Source organism: Candidatus Amarolinea aalborgensis, from assembly GCF_900491745.1.
In the GTDB taxonomy this organism is placed as follows: domain Bacteria; phylum Chloroflexota; class Anaerolineae; order SSC4; family Amarolineaceae; genus Amarolinea; species Amarolinea aalborgensis.
In genome coordinates this window covers 1-16,763 of the sequence record NZ_UETR01000060.1, presented here as the reverse complement: position 1 = coordinate 16,763, position 16,763 = coordinate 1, and the positions used below count along the sequence as shown (strand labels likewise).

Below are 16,763 nucleotides of genomic sequence, written 5' to 3'. Positions count from 1 at the left end.
TGCAGTCGCTGCACCTCGGCTTGCAACTGGCGCACCGTCGCCTGCAGATCCTCAACCAAGTTCAGCAACCCAACGATGGCACGCTTGGCCTGCGCTACATCCTGGAGCTGATCCAGATCAAGCTGTTCGAACAACATAATCCCTCACCACCTGCACCGGTCAGACTATTCAGCTTCACGGCACCCGGCACAACGACTCGCAGTATAGCACGACTCACAGCCGCTTGTCTATGATCATTGTACTTGACACCGCGCTCAGTTCACTCCCCCCGGTTTATTGAGAAGATACTGTAGTTGTGACATACCGGACATACCGCATTACCTGTGCCACTGCAATCGGGGCACGGTTCGTCCAGGAAAACTCGTCTTTCCATTGTATTCCTCCTTTGTGAGTCGGTATTGTGATGGTTAGTAGGACTTACGCACGCTGTTGAGCAACTGAGACCACCAGAACAAACCCGATGCGGCTCCTCCTAACATCGCGGAGACCACGGTGGGGTAGCTCATCAGCAGTCGAGTGATTTTGTTATTTTGGGTCGTCACAAGATCGAAAAGCATAGGCCCCGATGCTCCCACAAAGACGCCCTCCAAGATTCCATTGAGAAGGGCGAGAATGACAGAGAGAAGCAGACCCAAGAGAATACCCAAAAGGACTGACTTGGCGGGTATCTTTCCGATGTTTTTGGTAGTTGCGATCAAAATTCTGATGATGCTTGAAAGCACAGTCACGACAAACATAGCAATCACTGCTGTTACCAAGAACTGCTGTTTCGGAGAGTCAACGTGAAGCCACGAGGACACTGGGAGGAATACCGTAAGCAGTGTAATTACTACACCGGCTATGATTGCCATTCTTCCTGCTGCAACGACCAGGGCTGGCAATGCCCAAAACGACTTAATGACCCAAATGGCTGCTATGATATAACCTGCAATTTGGAAAGGCAGCAGCGAAGTTTCATTTTCGAGGATGTATCGGACTAACTCACCAGCTTTTGAGCCAATAATTCCACCGATGTATACCGCTACTGCGCCACTGACTGCGGCAAACGCAGCTCCAAACCATCCTACCTCATCATCTTGTTCCATCCTTGCCACAACATAGGTAATCAGGCCAACAAGACCACCCAATCCAGTCACAAGGGAAACGACAGGAACACGCGTTACGATGAAGTAGATGACTAAGCCAATGCCCGCAATCACCAGAAGCACTATTGTGACTTCTGGATTTTTTACTATCAGGCTAACCAAACCGACAAGAAGTAGAACTACCAGAATAATACCACCAGCTGCCGCGGCGATGACACCCAGGAATAATACAAGCGCCAGAATTCCAAGAGCCAACTCACCAATTCCTGGCTCTTCACTGATTGTGACTCTATATCGGCTGTTCATGGTCGAAATGGCTCCTTTTGAGATGTGATGTCGAAATCGTGTTTTCGCGGCCTGACGTGGGCTTTGACGGCGAGTCGTGCGTCATTCTGCCGGTTGACCCACAGCGTTACATTGGCTGCCTAACGGAATATGGGTTATGCGGTGGCAAGTCAGACAGCAGCGCCTTTCCCGTAACGGTCGAGCCGCCGCATAACCCGGCGCCAGCGCTGTTCTGGCGCCACTTGAACTGAGCCGTCCGGAAAACGTGGGATATGGAATTTGAGAGCCGACTTGCGTGCCTATCCTGTGCACAACGAAGCGGCAAACACGCCTAACCTGAAAATAGGCCACGGATGAACACGGATCGCCGCGGATTGCCTGTTATCATCCTCGGTTGTGCGTCCGGCGCATGGGCAACTGACATGATTTTACATCACGGCGAGAGAAATATCAGGTCCTTTTTTTGGCAAAATTCGATATCATCAAGATCGCCGGGGAGATTGACTTTTCCAGATGGGCTTAACCGCCGAGTTCCGGCGGTCCGCTCGAAGCGACGGTTAGGCTCGTGGCCACGAAATCTGGCTATCAAGCACATCCGCTAGCGATATGCAGGTGTACGCGTAGACCCCGACCGTCCTCTACGGGCTGGCTTTGGTGGCATTGTTTTGATGAGGGCGCGCAAAACGGCGTTGACGGATTCAGACGTCGTGAAGACTTCAGAGATGTCCGGATCAAGCACGACCACCACCTGGCTTATGTCTATCTGCCCCGCGAACCGGTTGGGGCGAGCCTTGCTGTAGTCGAAGTCGTATTCCGGACGCAGTCCGTCGTCGGCGTCTTGGTCAAGGTTAGGCGTTATGGTAGTCTTCATAATCTTGCCGTTCTTTTTTGGTAGTCACTCGTGCGCTGATCAAGCGCAGCCGCTCCCCAGGCCGCTCGGTGAAGCCGACCAACAGCAAACGACCGGTGACCGAATGGCCGATGATCAACTCACGCACTTCGCTGGCCGAATGCGTATCATCATCGAAAATGACTGCCAGCGGATCATCGAACACCGAACTGGCCTCGTCAAAGCTGACGCCATGCTTGCGGATGTTCGTGGCCGCTTGGCGGCTGTCCCACTCAAACCGGTATGGCATCTGGCCTGCCTGATGTTACCACTGCGGTAAGGATACGAGAGCGATGATACCACATCTGTGTTTGGAAGGGTAACACGCGCCCCAGCCTAACGAAATATGGGTTATGCAGCGGCCAATAAGACAGCGTTGTACTTTCCGTAACGGTCGAGCCGGCGCATAACCCGGCGCCCACGCCTGGCACGATTTTACACCACAGCGAAAGAAATATCAAGTCCCTTTTTTGGCAACTTTGACAATCTGCCAGGGCCGGTTGCGAGCACCAGCAGCCTGGGTGTCGGCCTCGACGAGGGCACAGGTGCGCCTGATGGGCGCGTCAAATTGAACGCCGGGCAAGTGGTCATTTCGCTGACTCGGATCGGCCTCCCGAACGCGCGCACGGAGCGGGGTGCGTTTCAATTTCGGGGCGTAGGCTACGCAGGTGAGCTTGGCAGGAGTTGCCGCGATCGTTCGAGTCGCTCACGACGAAGCCTCAATCGCCCGACCCGCCGATTCTGAAATGCGCCCCACGTAGCGCCGCCTGGCCATGCGCATGAGCAGGCCGCCGCCGCGCCAGGCGCAGGCGTGGCCAGTGCGTTGGCCGCCGGTACGCTCAGCGACCGCTGTAGCCGACGGCCGGTGCTGTTGGCGGTCACTATCGCTGCCCGTTTCCTGCTGTTGCTCTTCCTCTACAGCCCGGCCTGCCTGGCCCATGATCAGAGCGTACAGCGTTGGCGATCACCCGCTCTAACATCCAGCGCGGCCTTTACCTTGATGAGTCTTGAACAAAACTGGCAGACAACGGAGATCCGTGCGGGCGTTCGTGTCCACGATAACCCGTCGGATCTCCAGTTGTCGGCCGATGAGCCAGGGTCATCGCCTTCTACGGCGTCACCCGCTCCAGGTAAAACACATTGACCGGCGGCTTGCGGCGCGAGCAGCTGTCCTCGATGGGTGTCTGCTTCAGCTTGCCATCCTCGGTGATCGCCATCTGATAGATGCCCTGGTCGCCCACCTGGCAGTAATGCGCTTCGCTGGTAGTCAACGCCACCTGGTCGCCTTTGATGACATAGGTCCCCACATCCCACAACACCCCGGCGCCGGAGATCATGCGGATCAGCTGATACGTGCCGTCCTTATGAAAGCTGGTTTCGGAGACGCCGATCCCTTCGCCGCCATCCCAGCGCCACGTGCCCACCAGCTTGTCCACAGTCAGGCTTTTCTGAGCCGCAAAGGCCGCCTTCAACTGTTGCACGGACGCCTCGTCAATGGTCCAGACGTCACGCGTCACCTTGCCGTTCTCGATGGTCACTACATCCGCGCCGTTAATCCACTCGACGCCGACCTGCCGGAACACGTCCATCGCGAAGTGGTCAGGATAGGTGACCTGGTTGCCAGCGACGACGGGATCGCCGGTGAGCTCAAGCCGGAAGCCGGTGGCAACATTGCCCTGCATGTATTTCCGCAGGGCCTCCTTGCCGCTCATCTCGTTATGGAAGAACGGGCCGCCGTCCACAACCATGACCATGTCGTTGCTCAACGTGGCAACCATGGCGTCGGCGTCGTTGCGCGCCACCGCGTCCATATACTTGTTGGCCGCAGCCAGCGGCACCGCCTGGCAGGCTGTCAGAGTCACCAGCAACGCAATGAGCAAAGTTAGACACCGCTTCATCGTTCAATCCTCCTGTTATGACACGTGTACCACAATGGATGGATGCGCCAGTCGCAGGGAGGGGACGGCGCATCCGATTGGGTCAGCCTCCGCGCGGATTTAGGATTGTGGCCGTCCATTGGCCATTGGCTGCGGATAGATTCATGTGCAGCCCCTGCACTGAACCGGCGACGCCATGGCCGACAGCCCGATACTCAGATCTCCCGTCGGCGTAGGTCTTGCCGGTCCACGTGGACTGCCATACCCCGCCATCATCCGTAACCATCTCCGCAGTACCCCAGATGGGGCCAGCGTAGTTGGCGTCCCAGTTGGCATTCATCGTCACGGTATTGATGCCGGCCAACTGGGGACAGTCTGATACCTCCTGGTACTGCATGACCATGCCCCTGACGTGAATGTTGCCGCCGGGATTGGTCCATACGCCGGGATCAAGAATTGCCGTCGGCATCTCCCATCCCGTACATTCGGTCCGCACGGCTCTGGCTGACACCGAAGCCGGCGCCACCAGCAGCACGGCGCTCAGGATCAAGATGACCGACATGCATAGCCTTTGCCTTCTCATGGTTGATACTCCTTTCTAACGATCGGCCTATGCTACACCTCGCTGTTGCGCTGCCCGTCTGCCATGCAGCATAGCAAACGCCTGTGAGCGTGACGTCCTGGCTGCGTGAGCAAAACGTGAATTCGGGCCGCAAGCGCCCCGCAAAGTGCAACGCGTTTGCCGCAAACCGTCGGCTCATGTAAAATGATGATCAGCGAAGCGACCCGTGACGAAGGCGACGAAACAGATGTAAGCGCCTTGGGCCGATCGGAGATAGAGATATGCAGTTCGACATTCAGTATGAGCAAGAAGATGATGGGCGCTGGCTTGCCGAGGTAACTGAGCTTCCCGGTGTCCTTGTCTATGGACGCACACTCGATGACGCACTGGCAAAAGCCCAAGCGTTGGCGTTGCGTGTTCTTGCAGACCGTCTCGAGCACGGCGAAGACGTGCCAAGCCGGTTGATGAGCATTTCATTTGCAGCATCATGACTCAATGGCGCTCAACTAAAGCAAGGCGCGTTCTGGCGCCGCTGCTTCGCATCGGGTGGGACATCAAGCGTCAAACCGGGTCGCACCTTGTCCTTGAGCGTCTAGGATGACCCGATGTCGTATTTGCATTCCACGACAGTGACGAGATTGGGCCTCGCATGTTGGCACGCATCGCCAAAGTTACCGGTTTGACGCCAGAGGATCTGTAGCAGGTTGCAGTAGAAATCCAGGTTCGTGATTGAGCTTGAGTAGAAGAGATGGTGGTTGGTGATTGAAGTGTCGGTAGCTTACTGGCGCAGCTACTGGAGGCGGCGGCATGGCGCAGTTGCAGATTCGTCTGTTCGGCGCACCAATGGTCATCCTGGCGAGCGGCGCGGAGGCCAGCCTGCCCTCCGACAAGGCGCGCGGCCTGCTGGCTTACCTGGCGGTTGAGGCCGGCCAGGCGCACCGGCGGGAGAAGCTGGCCGGGCTGCTCTGGCCCGACTACACCGAATCCTCAGCCCGCGCTAACCTGCGCCGTGCCCTGGCCGACCTACGCCAGGCCATCGGCGATCATCAGGCCACGCCCCCCTATCTCCTCATCGCGCAGGAGACCCTCCAGTTCAACGCCGCCAGCGGCGCCCAGATTGATGTCGCCGCCTTTCTGCAATTGACAAGCCCGCTGCCGCCCGCCAACCCCACCAGCTTATTGACTTCCCAACCTGCTGCCTCCCGATCTACCCTCCCACCCCTGGAACAAGCCGTCGCGCTCTACCGCGCGCCCTTCCTGGAGGGCTTCTCCATTCCCGACAGCGCTGCCTTCGACGAATGGACCCTGCTGACCCGCGAGCAGCTCAACCGCTTGATGCTCCAGGCCCTGCGCCGCCTGGCCGATGACTACCAGGCGCAAGGTGCGTATGATCGCGCCCTCTCGTACGCCTGGCGCCAGGTGGACATGGATCCCTGGCAAGAGGCTGCACACCGCCAGGTGATGCAGCTGCTGGCCCTCAGCGGCCAGCGCGGCGCGGCGCTGGCGCAGTACGAGAGCTGCCGCCGGCTGCTGGCCGCGGAACTGGGCGTCGAACCCTCGGAGCAGACTCGGGCGTTGGTCGAGCGTATACGCAGCGAAGCATGGCCGCCTGGCGCAGCGGCCGCGCTTGACTTGTCGGCAACGCAGCCTCGTCCGGTGGGGCCGTGCCCCTATCGCGGCCTGGCTTCCTTTCGCCAGGAGGATGCCCCCTTCTTCTTCGGCCGCGAAGTCTTCGTGGAGCATTTGGTTACGACTGTCTGCCGGGGGGCGCCGCTGACGGCGGTGATCGGCGCTTCTGGGTCAGGCAAATCCTCGGCGGTCTACGCTGGCCTGCTGCCGCGGCTGCGCCAGGAGGCGCACTGGATCAGCGCCCATTTCCGCCCCGGCAGCCGGCCTTTCGACGCGCTGGCCGCCGTCCTGTCGCCTCTCTTGTCGCCTCATTTGAGCACTGCCGATCACCTGATCGAAACACAGAAGCTAGGCAGCGCCCTGCTGGCGGGCGACCTGACCCTGGATCGGTTGGCGCAGCAGGCGCTGGAGTTACACCCTGAGGCCAGCCGCCTGCTGCTGGTCATTGACCAGTTCGAGGAACTTTTCACGCTCTGCCCTGAGCCGACCACGCGCCAACGCTTCGTCAACGAGTTGCTGGCCGCGGTGCAGCCCGGCCAGAGCAGTTTGTCTTCCACCTGCGCGCTGCTGCTCATCCTGCGTGCCGACTTCATGGGCCAGGCGTTGACCCAGCGCCCGCTGGCCGACGCGCTGCAAGCAGGCGCGCTGATGTTGGGGCCGATGACGCAAGCCGAGCTGCGGGCAGCCGTCAAGAAGCCGGCCGAGCTGCAAGGCGCAGCCTTCGAGCCTGGCCTCGTTGATCGTATCCTGGAAAACGTAGGCCAGGAACCAGGCGCGCTCCCGCTGCTGGAGTTCGCCCTGACCCTGTTGTGGGAGCGGCGCGCCGCTGGCTGGCTGACCCATGCCGCCTACGAGGAGATCGGGCAGGTGGAGGGCGCGCTGGCGCGCTACGCCGAACAGGTCTTCGGCCAATGGGACGCCGCCGACCAGGCGCGGGCGCGACAAATCTTCGAGCAGTTGGTGCGGCCGGGTGAGGGCACCGACGACACCCGCCGGCTGGCGACCCGAGGTGAGATCGGCGAGATCAACTGGCCGCTGGTGCAGCGCCTGGCCGGCCAGCGGCTGGTGGTGACAGGCCTCGATCCCAGCACCGGCAGCGAGACCGTTGAAGTGGCGCATGAGGCGTTGATTCAGCGCTGGGAGCGGTTGCGCGGATGGATGGCCGCCGACCGCGCCTTCCGCTCCTGGCAGGAAGGGCTGCGCGCCAGCCTGCGCCAATGGAAGCAGAGCAGCCAGGACGAAGGTGCACTGCTGCGCGGCGCGCCGCTGGCGCAGGCCGAAAGCTGGCTAGCCGTGCGCCCGGCCGAGCTGAGCCGCGCGGAAACTACCTTCATCCAGGCCAGCCTGGCCCTGCGCGAGCGGCGAGAGGCCGAACGAGAAACGCAGCGCCGCCGCGAGCTGGCCGCCGAGCGCCGCGGACGTCGCCTGCTCACCGCGCTGGCCGGCGTGTTGGCCGTCGCCGTGGTTGTTGCCCTGGCGCTGACAGCCTTCTCGCTGCACCAGCGCCAGCAGGCGTTACTTGCCTACAGCCGCAGTCTGGCCACCAGCGCCCGGAAAGCCCTAGACGACGGCGACAGCGCGGCCGCGTTGTCGCTGGCGCTCGAGGCCACCAGCATCAGCAACCCGCCGCTGGAGGCCCAACAGGTGCTCAGGGACGCAGCCTACGCGCCGGGTGCAGCCTGGCGCGCCGAGACAGCGGCGCTATTTCCTGGTCTGACAGGGCCAATAAGTGCCCTGGCGTTCAGCCCCGATGGCGGCAGCGCGCTGGCTGGCCTGGCGGACGGCAGCATCGTCCTGTGGGAGATCGCCGCGCGTCGGGAACGGCTGCGCTTGACGGGGCATGCGGGCCAGGTCAATGCCCTCGATATCAGCCGCGACGGGGCGACCGCGCTGTCCGGCGGCGCGGATGGCCAAGTGATCCTGTGGAACCTGACGACCGGGCGAGAGGTACGACGCTTCGCGGGGCACTCGGGCGTGGTGCGCGCCGTAGGTCTCAGTCCGGACGGCCGCACGGCCGCCTCTGGGGGCTTCCGCGGCGAGTCCATGATGACGCCCGGCGAACTGATCTTGTGGGACGTGACTACGGGCGAGGAGTTGCGACGATTGCAGGGACATCAGTTCGGCGTTGTGGCGCTGGCCTTTACGCCGGACGGCGCCGCGCTATTGGCCAGCTCTGGCGACGCCCAGATCTTCTCAGCTCGGTTGACGGATGCCACAAGCGAGGACACAGGGCTGGTTGGGGTCACTTCCGACATGCTGCTGTGGGACGTCGCAACGGGCCAGGTACGGCAGCGCTTCCCGGATTGGGTCGAAGACGCGTTCAGCCTGGCCATCAGCCCTGACGGACGCAGCGCGCTGACCGGATCGTTCTACGATAACGCGGCCGTTTTGTGGGACCTGCAAAGCGGCGCCCGGCTGCGCACCCTCCGCGGCCACAGCGAGGGGGTGGTCACGGTGGTCTTCAGTCCCGACGGCCGGCGCGCGCTGACCGGCTCCTACGACGACAGCGTCGGGCTATGGGACGTGGCTAGCGGCCGGCGGCTGGCCATCCTCAACGGCCACGCCAGCGACGTGTTGGCCATGGCCGTCAGCCCCGATGGCCGCACAGCCCTCTCCAGCGGCCGCGACGGCGGGCTGATCCAGTGGGATCTGGTTGATGCCCAGGAGATTAAGCGCCTGCGGGGACACCAGGACTCGGTGTGGGACGTGGCGTTCAGCCCCGACGGCCGGCAGGCCCTTTCCTCCTCCGGCGCCGCCTCGCCCAGCGTGCTGGTGCAGGACGCCAGCCTGCGCCTCTGGGACCTGGCCAGCGGCAAGCAGCTCCAGGTCGCGGCGCTGCCGGTGGATGTCATCATGCAGGTAGCGATCAGCCCCGACGGTCGCACGGCGTTGGCCGCGGCCACCGACGGCCTGATCCACGTCTGGGACCTGGCCGCCTGGCAGGAGGTGGGCCGTCTGCAAGGCCACGCCGGCCCCGTCACCGGCGTCGAGTTCACGTCGGACAGCCAGCGGGCGCTGTCGGTGTCGGTTGACGGCGCGGTGATCCTGTGGGACGTGCCGGCCCGGCAGATCATTCATCGCCTGAGCGGGCACGGCCAGGGGCTGTGGTCACTGGCCGTTAGTCCCGACGGTCGCACCGCGCTCTCCGACTCCGGCGACAGCAGCATGATCCTATGGGATCTGGAAACGGGCAAGGAGCTGCGCAGCTTTGTGCGCCGCGATCCACCACCAGAGAGCGGCAGCAGCGGCATGGCCTTCCTGCCCGACGGCCGCTCCGCCATCTCGTGCGAGCAGGACGGCCAGTTGATCCAGTGGAACCTGGCGACGGGAGAGGAAATGCGCCGGCTGGGCCAGCACGCCAGTCTGCGCACACGCATCGTGGTCAGCCCCGACGGCCGGCTGGCCATGACCAGCGGTATGGACGGCAGCCTGATGCTGTGGGATCTGCAGACGGGCCAGTTGGTGCGCCGCTCCAGCGGGCATGGCGTGATGATGGACCTGGCCATCAGCCCCGACGGCGGCAGCATCCTGGCTGGGTCGTCCGACACGACCGTTTTCCAGTGGCGCCTGGACAATCCATCGCTGCCAGACCTGCGAACCTGGGTAGAGAAGAATCGCTACGTCAGCAGGTAGCGCCAGGCGTGCGCACGGCGCGGTGAACACCGGCTGTGGTGTGGGGACACTACCGGCCGATACGTTCCAGCGGTGTGGACCCTACTTCGAGATCGTCAAGATCGCCGGGGAGATTGACTTTTCCAGGTGGCCGCGGGGCTATGCGGATTATCTGATGACACGAAACGGCGCTGCGGCGGGTTGATTCTCGCGCTCGCAAGCGCGCGCGGAAGCGCAGAGCGTCCACCAGGCGCACGGTCTAGCGCAGATGCTCCATGTAGTACAGAACCGCAAAGGCCACAACGAGCGCGATCCCTGGGGCTACAAGGCGCTTGACCACAGCCAGCGGCCGGTTCCAATCGGCTGTTATGAGGAATGCCAGACCGGCTGGTAGAAGCAGTGTTCATCACCACCTACGTCCCATGGTGGTGGGCCGCCTCGTGCAGCAGGGCACGGAGCGCCGCGCGCCGCACCTCGAGCTCGTCCAGCGACCTGATCTTCACGTGTCTGACGGAGGCGCCTGTGCCCTCGAGGAGTCCATTGGGATCGTCCAGTTTGGTTCCCCGAAAGAAGACCAGCGAGACCCAGGCTCTGTGCGCCGCCAAAGCTCCCATCCCCCAGCCGTTGTAGCCAAACTGCCGCGCGCCATACCCGATGCCGGCATCGGTGCGGTCTACCTCGAAGCGAACGTCTGGGAGGACGTCGAGCACGAGCCGATGCACCTCGAGATACACATCAGCCAGCGCCGGCCGGATGCTCTCGATCAGTGCGCGCAGTTGCTCGGTCGAAGGCATGTCGAGGTGCGGATGTTTTTCAGCAGGCGTCACGTTGTCGCCTCACTTTCTCCTGCGATGCGGTCGAGCCAGCGTACCTGCAGCCGCAGCGGCTTACGCGACCGGTCAATGCTCAACCGAGCCGCTGGTTCCTCGTCCGTGAATCCCGCGGCCATTTGCGTGACCTTCTTTGACCTCATAGTAACCTCGTGATCATGGTTTCTGTATCTTGAGCGTGGCGACCGTCACACGTTTGGAGTGTTCAGGGTTGGGAAGCCCATGGTAGAGCAAGTGAGAACGTATGAAGATCATCCTCGAAGACTATCAGCCCGGCTGGGTTGACGCCTTTGCCCGTGAGCTGGCCGTGATTTCAGCGGCGCTGGCCGGCTTCGGCCCTGCCATCGAGCATATCGGGAGCACCGCGGTCGAAGGGTTGTGCGCAAAGCCGACCATTGATATCTTGGTGGGCCTGCGCGATGATACGCAGTTGGATAGGGCGATCGCGCCGATGGTCGGAGCCGGGTATACCTACTTCAAGAAGTACGAGCCGGCGATGCCTTACCGGCGGCTGTTCGCACGGCTGCGACCCCTGACCGACCAGGCGCCGCCAGAATTGATTGATGTCCACGACGCATTCGTGCGCGGCCAGACCTTCATCTCAGTCGCTAACATCCACGTGGTCGTGAAAGACACGCCGCATTGGACGAGGCATCTGGCCTTTCGCGACTACTTGCGGGCGCACTCAGATGTGCGCGACGACTATGGCTTGCTGAAATCAGCGCTGTCACGCGCAGACTATCGTGACACCAACGAGTACAACGCGGCCAAAGAGCGCTTCATCCAGGAAACCCAGGCACGCGCGTTGGCATGGTACGAGCGCCAGCACGAGACCCGCCGCGGCAACACGTCCTGAAGATCCTGCCCGCACCGGCGACTTCGGCAAGCGGCTCGACCGAGACTTCGGCGAGCTCAGTCGAGCCGCTCGCCGAGGTCTCAGTCGAGCCGCCCGCCGCCGCCCGCTTTTTAGGGTGCATTTCAATTTGGGGGCAGGTCGGGCGATTGAGGCTTCGTCGTGAGCGGCTCGACCGCACGGTTCGACAGGCTCACCGCACGGTTCGACAGGCTCGACCGCACGGTTCGACAGGCTCACCGCACGGTTCGACAGGCTCACCGCACGGTTCGACAGGCTCACCGCACGGTTCGACAGGCTCACCGCACGGTTCGACAGGCTCACCGCACGGTTCGACAGGCTCACCGCACGGGGCCTGAGCTTGTCGAAGGCCGCTGCAACCACTGCCAAGCCCAACCTTCGTCGGCTACGCTGCGAAACTGAAATGCGCCCGCTGCGAGATGCAAACCCCTCCCGGGCTGTCAGGCCCGATAGGGCCTTCCACCTCGTAGCCCGATCCGTTCACGGTCGGGCGGCGTTGGTTGCGCGCAGGCCATGCGGCCACCAACCCCGCCGGAGGCCATCCGGCCACCAACCCCGCCGGAGGCCATGCGGCCACCAACCCCGCCGGCGGCCGGAGGCCATCCGGCTACGAGGTGCAAGCCCCTGCGGGGCTGCGCCCCCCATTTGACATGCGCCCCGCTTTTCACGGCTGCTTGACATTCACCTGCAGGCGTGGGACGCCTTCGAGAAGCTGGATAGCCAGGTGCCCGGCGTGGGTGACCCGCTCAAACGGCCGCCCTTCCTGTTTTGCCTCGTCGTCCAGACGGCGGTTGATATTGTCTACCATGCGTTTGGGGACGAAGATGCGCAGCCCCTCGGCGCCGGGGCGCCAGCCGAAGTTGACGGCGGTTGTTCTGGAGGGTCCCGCGAGGGTCGGCAGTTCATTGCCGTCGGCCAGGTCTTTCACCTCTTTGACATACCCGCTTTCATCCGAGGCGTCGCGGCTGAAACCGCAGTGCAGCGACTCCGGCGGCAGATGGAGCCTAAACGCCTTGAGCTCGCCCCCGAAAATGGCGATGGCCACGTTTTGCCCCAGCCGTTCGTAGCGCAGCAGCTCGATCCTGGAGGATTCAGATGGATCGGAGCTCGCATATCCTTCGACCATCAGGGAGGGCCAACCGGAGACAAGGTCGGAGCGCAGGATGACGCCGCTCATCGCAGGGCGCTCCTGCTGGTGGGGAAATCGGATCTGTCCCTGCGCTCCCCGCTCGCGCGCCAGGTCGAAGCGCGTCGTGCGGCCGATGCTGAACGCGCCGTCGAGCAAACATTCCACCCACAGCCGGTCCACGTAGAAGAAGCGCAGCGATTCATCCGGCAGCAAGCTCTCATGCGGAACCAGGTATTGGAACGGGACGCCGAGCAGCCGCCCGAGGTTGGAGAAGTACGCCTGCAACTTGCCCTCGATCAGCCCCCCTGCGCGGTGCACAAATTGCGAGTCGGTGAACGGGATGTGCGAGAACCATAGGTTCTGTTCGACCAGGCCAGCTTCGCGAGCGTGCGACGTCTTCCACTGGGCGATCTGCTGGCTGACGCGCGGCTCGCTGATCGCCAGCAGACGACCCAACTCCCAGGCGGCCGCATAGGAGGCGTCCAGCATACGGGTTGTTTCGTTGTAGAGCAGCAGCTGATCGGCGTGGCGGACCGGCAGCGTTTGTATGAGGGCCGTTTCGATGCCGGCGTCCAGGTTCTTGTCGGCAATGAGCGGGCCGTGATACCAGGACGCCATTTTGCCGCCCTGCCTGAGACCGTGCGCGACCGGCACGCCGCCCAGCGCGAACAGCGCGTGGGTCTGCTCCCGCGGCGGCGCGTGCAGCCAGCCGCAATCGAGCGCATCCATCAACCCCTTGAACGTTTCGGACTGGATGTGGCAAGCGTTGACCAGCGCGTCCTTGTCGGCTTCTTTGCTGAACCCTTTCCCTTCCAGGGCGGCCACGAACGCCTCGCGCCCCCGGTACAGCATGTCACGCGCTTCGCCGGCCGGAAACTGCTGCGCGGCTTGTCCCTTGAGCGGTTCATCGAGCCGCCCAAGGGCCTTGTCGCTGACCTTGAACTCTTCGTCGGCCGGGCAGGTGAATTCCCAGGAGTGGATGCTGAGGAGGAGAACCTTGCCGTCCGATGCGGCGGAGAATTTGAAGGAGCCGTCACTGGCGAGGCGCTGTTCCAGTGAGATGAGATGGGCCGCGGCCCGCGCCCCTTGGCGCGGCATCCGATTGCAGACGACGATGGCCCGCTCGACATCCTGCCCATCTGAGTCGTGACCGACGCGCACGTGGGTCAGCCAGCGCAGGTCGTCGGCCGTCGGCATGATCTGCTGCAAGAAAGACTGCTCGATGCGCAGCGCCTGGACCGGTGGAAAGCGCTGCCCTTTTTCGGGCGGGTGATCGGTGGCTTCCTCTGCTAACCCGACCTCCTTCCGTAGATCTTCCCACGCCATCTTCTCGGCGACCACTTTCGAGGGGTCGGTCCACTCGTCATCTTGCAGCAGGATCAGCGCCAGCCACGGCATGGTCTTGTCGTTGGCGCCGCTCGCGCGCTGCCACGGCAGCGTGCTCGGCGTCAGCTCGACATGCGGCAAGACGTTATCCCACTCCCCGAAGCTGTCGCGCGGCGGAAAGATAGCGTAGATTTCCGCCGGTGAGAAGATGAAACGGGGGCCGCTGATCAGAACGGTCAGCTCCGGCGAAACAAAGGGGTCGGGGTGGTCGGTCGCCGGCAGGGTAAGGTCGAGCGTCAATTGCAGCTTTTCAACGCCAGCTTGCAAGCCGGGCAGGTGGTACCCTTCGAAACGGATCGTGTCGGCAGCCATGAAATGAAATCCTCAGCTCAGTGCATAAGTCAGCAGCCGGGGCTGCAAAAGTTCGCGGGCGGCTCGACTGAGCTCGCCGAAGTCAGCGACCGGTCTGATGTCAGAGACGTTCAGCCCCGTGTACTGGAAGTAGGTCTCGGCCGGCATTTCCGCCGCGACCGCCGCGCCATGCCCGACGATCTGGAAGCTCACCTCGCGGTCGTTCAATGTGAGGAGGTCGGTGTTGTAGGCCAGCTTATCCTTCTCGATCGCGTGCGACGCCGACGTGATGCGTTCCGCCGCGGGCGTCAGGCGGTAGCCGGTATGCACATCCCTCACCAGGCCGCTCGACGGGTCGGTAAGGTCGGGCGCCGGCTTGCAGGCGCCGCCCCAGATGCCGGCCGGGACGGCTTCTGCGATGGCGGCTGCTCTGAACTTGTCCGCACCGCGCAGCGCGCTCACCGCTTTGAACCCTTTGCCCTTGACCGCCATGGGCGTGATGCCCAGGCGCGCGTCTGCGCCGTCGGTGATGGGTACGGTAGTGCGCGCTTCGATGACGACCTGGTCGGCCGCAACGACGTAGATTTCGACCCCGTTTTCTTCCGCCTTGCGCAGCAGCCCCTGCGTCACAGCGACTGTGCAGACCGTTGGCAGGAACTTCTCTTTGAACGTCTCGTAACTGATCGGCAGCGCCTTAGTCTCGGCGGCGGCGCCGATGGCGACATCGAACGTCTTCGGCCCGACGTCGAGCGAGGCCGTGCCGCTGAACTCCGGCCCCCAAATGTGCATGTCAATGTGCAGGTGCATATCCAGGTGCAGCGTCGTCAGCGCCAGCGGGAGGTCTACCTTCACCCCGGCGTCGGCGCTGATCAGCACATCGTAGTGGAACGGCTCAAAATAGATGATGGCGTCGAGCGACAGCTTGATGAAAGCGCTCAGGCTGTCCTGCTTGACGCTTACCTCCAGGGAACCGCCCATCATCACGCACTGCGGGGTGACGGCGAAGTACATGCCGCCCTTGATGTCGGCCGGGCCGAGGTGAAAGGCGATGCCCAGGCGCGGGATGTGGCTCGGGTAGTGGTCGGGCACGTGGAAATTGGGATGGTAGCCGCCGACGCTGACGACAAAATCCCCTTTGTGTTCGCCGGCCAGCCAGGCCGCCACCGCAAAGCCGCCGGTGATCTGCACCTCCGGAACGAGCAGGTAGGAGCGTTCGGTGAGCTGGCCGCCGATGAACAGATAGCCGCTTTCGGGCACGAAGCGCGCGGTCCATACCAGCTCGATGAAAGCCGATGGAAAGAAGATGCTGCTGACGCCGATCAGGTTGATTTCGAGCGAGCGGCCGAACTTAACCGCCGCCATGACCAGGGAGTCTACCAGGCCGAACGCCTTGAATTTGACGCCCACCACGACGAAGTAGAGATCGGCCGCCGGCGGGAAGTACTTGTGCATCGCCTCGGCCATCTGCTGGATGTCAATGGGCGGCGGCGGCGTCACCGCCACGGCGACCAGCGGATAGGTGAGGATGTCCTGGGGCAGAGGCGCGATGAAGTCGCGGTGAATGCCAAAGCCCAGCATCATCCCCTCGAGGAGCAGCGACGGATGCAGTGGAATCGGGTAGCCCAGCGCTACGAAGAGGAAGAGCGACGGGTGCCCCTGGTACATGGCGTAGGCGCCCATGCCGGTCAGGTTGAGCGGCGGGAAGGCGACCTGGACGATGCCGCTGAACTCGTCGTACGCAATCAGCGCGCCGTCGGCGCCGGGCTCCTCGCGGTGCATCCGCAGGACGGCGCCCATGATGGCGAGCGTGCCCTTGTGGATCTCAACCCCGAAGCCGTCGAGCGCAAAGGCGATCTCGGAGAGTTTGGCCGGATCGTTGAGCACGCTCTGCGGGACGGTCACCTGCATCCCCATCAACTCGAACTCGAAGGCTGCCAGCGCCAGGCCGCCGGTGATCTTGAGGCCGATGCGGCCGTTCTCGAAGATCAGTCCGATCTTCTTGATGCGCACCGCGCCAATCACCTTGTCAACCTTGCTCTGCGAACGCTCGTCCGACTGACCCTGTGGGGCCGCGGCCGGTGCGGCAGCGGCGGCCTGCGCTGTGTCGGGCTTGTGGTCGTCCGCGGGTGCGGGCAGTTGCCCCTGCTGCTTGTCGCCGCCGAACTGCAGGAAGAGCGGGAAGCCGACACCCTCGGCGATCTGGAAGGTTCCGCTGAGCGTGATCCCCTTGCCGACGCCGACGGTCGCGTTGGCCTGCTGCGGCGCGGCAATCGCAGCCGGCGGCGGATTGATCAGGCCCAGCAGGTTGTTGACC

10 protein-coding genes and 1 pseudogene are annotated in these 16,763 nt (G+C 63.0%); 4 read left to right on the top strand and 7 right to left on the bottom strand.

Annotated features, from left to right (window positions below; all coding sequences use genetic code 11):
* Nucleotides 1-407: 407 nt before the first annotated feature.
* The 4 genes from ACPQ6D_RS23125 to ACPQ6D_RS23110 all read right to left on the bottom strand — a co-directional run bounded on the left by ACPQ6D_RS23125 (nt 408) and on the right by ACPQ6D_RS23110 (nt 4,719).
* On the bottom strand, nt 408-1,391 hold the full coding sequence (locus tag ACPQ6D_RS23125; protein ID WP_423226718.1) for a hypothetical protein: 984 nt from the start codon (nt 1,389-1,391) through the stop codon (nt 408-410).
* A gap of 827 nt (nt 1,392-2,218) precedes the next feature.
* Entirely contained in the window at nt 2,219-2,509 is a 291-nt protein-coding gene (locus ACPQ6D_RS23120; RefSeq protein WP_423226717.1) for a BrnT family toxin, read from the bottom strand.
* An 859-nt stretch (nt 2,510-3,368) separates the two neighbouring features.
* Entirely contained in the window at nt 3,369-4,157 is a 789-nt protein-coding gene (locus ACPQ6D_RS23115; protein WP_423226716.1) for a nuclear transport factor 2 family protein, read from the bottom strand.
* Between the two features lie 82 nt (nt 4,158-4,239).
* Nucleotides 4,240-4,719 carry a hypothetical protein gene (locus ACPQ6D_RS23110; RefSeq protein WP_423226715.1) on the bottom strand — a complete coding sequence of 160 codons (480 nt, stop codon included), beginning with the start codon at nt 4,717-4,719 and terminating at the stop codon, nt 4,240-4,242.
* A 260-nt stretch (nt 4,720-4,979) separates the two neighbouring features.
* Between ACPQ6D_RS23110 and ACPQ6D_RS23105 the strand changes: the two genes are divergently transcribed.
* The 3 genes and pseudogenes from ACPQ6D_RS23105 to ACPQ6D_RS23095 all read left to right on the top strand — a co-directional run bounded on the left by ACPQ6D_RS23105 (nt 4,980) and on the right by ACPQ6D_RS23095 (nt 9,960).
* Nucleotides 4,980-5,189 carry a type II toxin-antitoxin system HicB family antitoxin gene (locus ACPQ6D_RS23105; protein WP_423226714.1) on the top strand — a complete coding sequence of 70 codons (210 nt, stop codon included), beginning with the start codon at nt 4,980-4,982 and terminating at the stop codon, nt 5,187-5,189.
* Nucleotides 5,186-5,398 (top strand): annotated as a pseudogene (locus tag ACPQ6D_RS23100) (type II toxin-antitoxin system HicA family toxin). Before ACPQ6D_RS23105 ends, ACPQ6D_RS23100 begins: the two are co-directional and overlap by 4 nt.
* Before the next feature lie 107 nt (nt 5,399-5,505).
* Entirely contained in the window at nt 5,506-9,960 is a 4,455-nt protein-coding gene (locus ACPQ6D_RS23095; RefSeq protein ID WP_423226713.1) for an nSTAND1 domain-containing NTPase, read from the top strand.
* Nucleotides 9,961-10,352: 392 nt separating this feature from the next.
* Here ACPQ6D_RS23095 and ACPQ6D_RS23090 read toward each other — a convergent pair whose 3' ends face one another.
* Nucleotides 10,353-10,766 carry a DUF1801 domain-containing protein gene (locus tag ACPQ6D_RS23090; RefSeq protein ID WP_423226712.1) on the bottom strand — a complete coding sequence of 138 codons (414 nt, stop codon included), beginning with the start codon at nt 10,764-10,766 and terminating at the stop codon, nt 10,353-10,355.
* A gap of 247 nt (nt 10,767-11,013) precedes the next feature.
* Here ACPQ6D_RS23090 and ACPQ6D_RS23085 point away from each other — a divergent pair, with 247 nt between their 5' ends.
* Complete coding sequence (locus ACPQ6D_RS23085; RefSeq protein ID WP_423226711.1) at nt 11,014-11,625, top strand: GrpB family protein; 612 nt, start codon at nt 11,014-11,016, stop codon at nt 11,623-11,625.
* Nucleotides 11,626-12,307: 682 nt separating this feature from the next.
* Here ACPQ6D_RS23085 and ACPQ6D_RS23080 read toward each other — a convergent pair.
* A complete protein-coding gene (locus ACPQ6D_RS23080) occupies nt 12,308-14,470 on the bottom strand; it encodes a hypothetical protein (RefSeq protein ID WP_423226710.1) in 2,163 nt (720 codons plus the stop codon).
* Nucleotides 14,471-14,482: 12 nt separating this feature from the next.
* A partial coding sequence (locus tag ACPQ6D_RS23075; protein ID WP_423226709.1) for a DUF6603 domain-containing protein occupies nt 14,483-16,763 on the bottom strand: 2,281 nt, incomplete at its 5' end.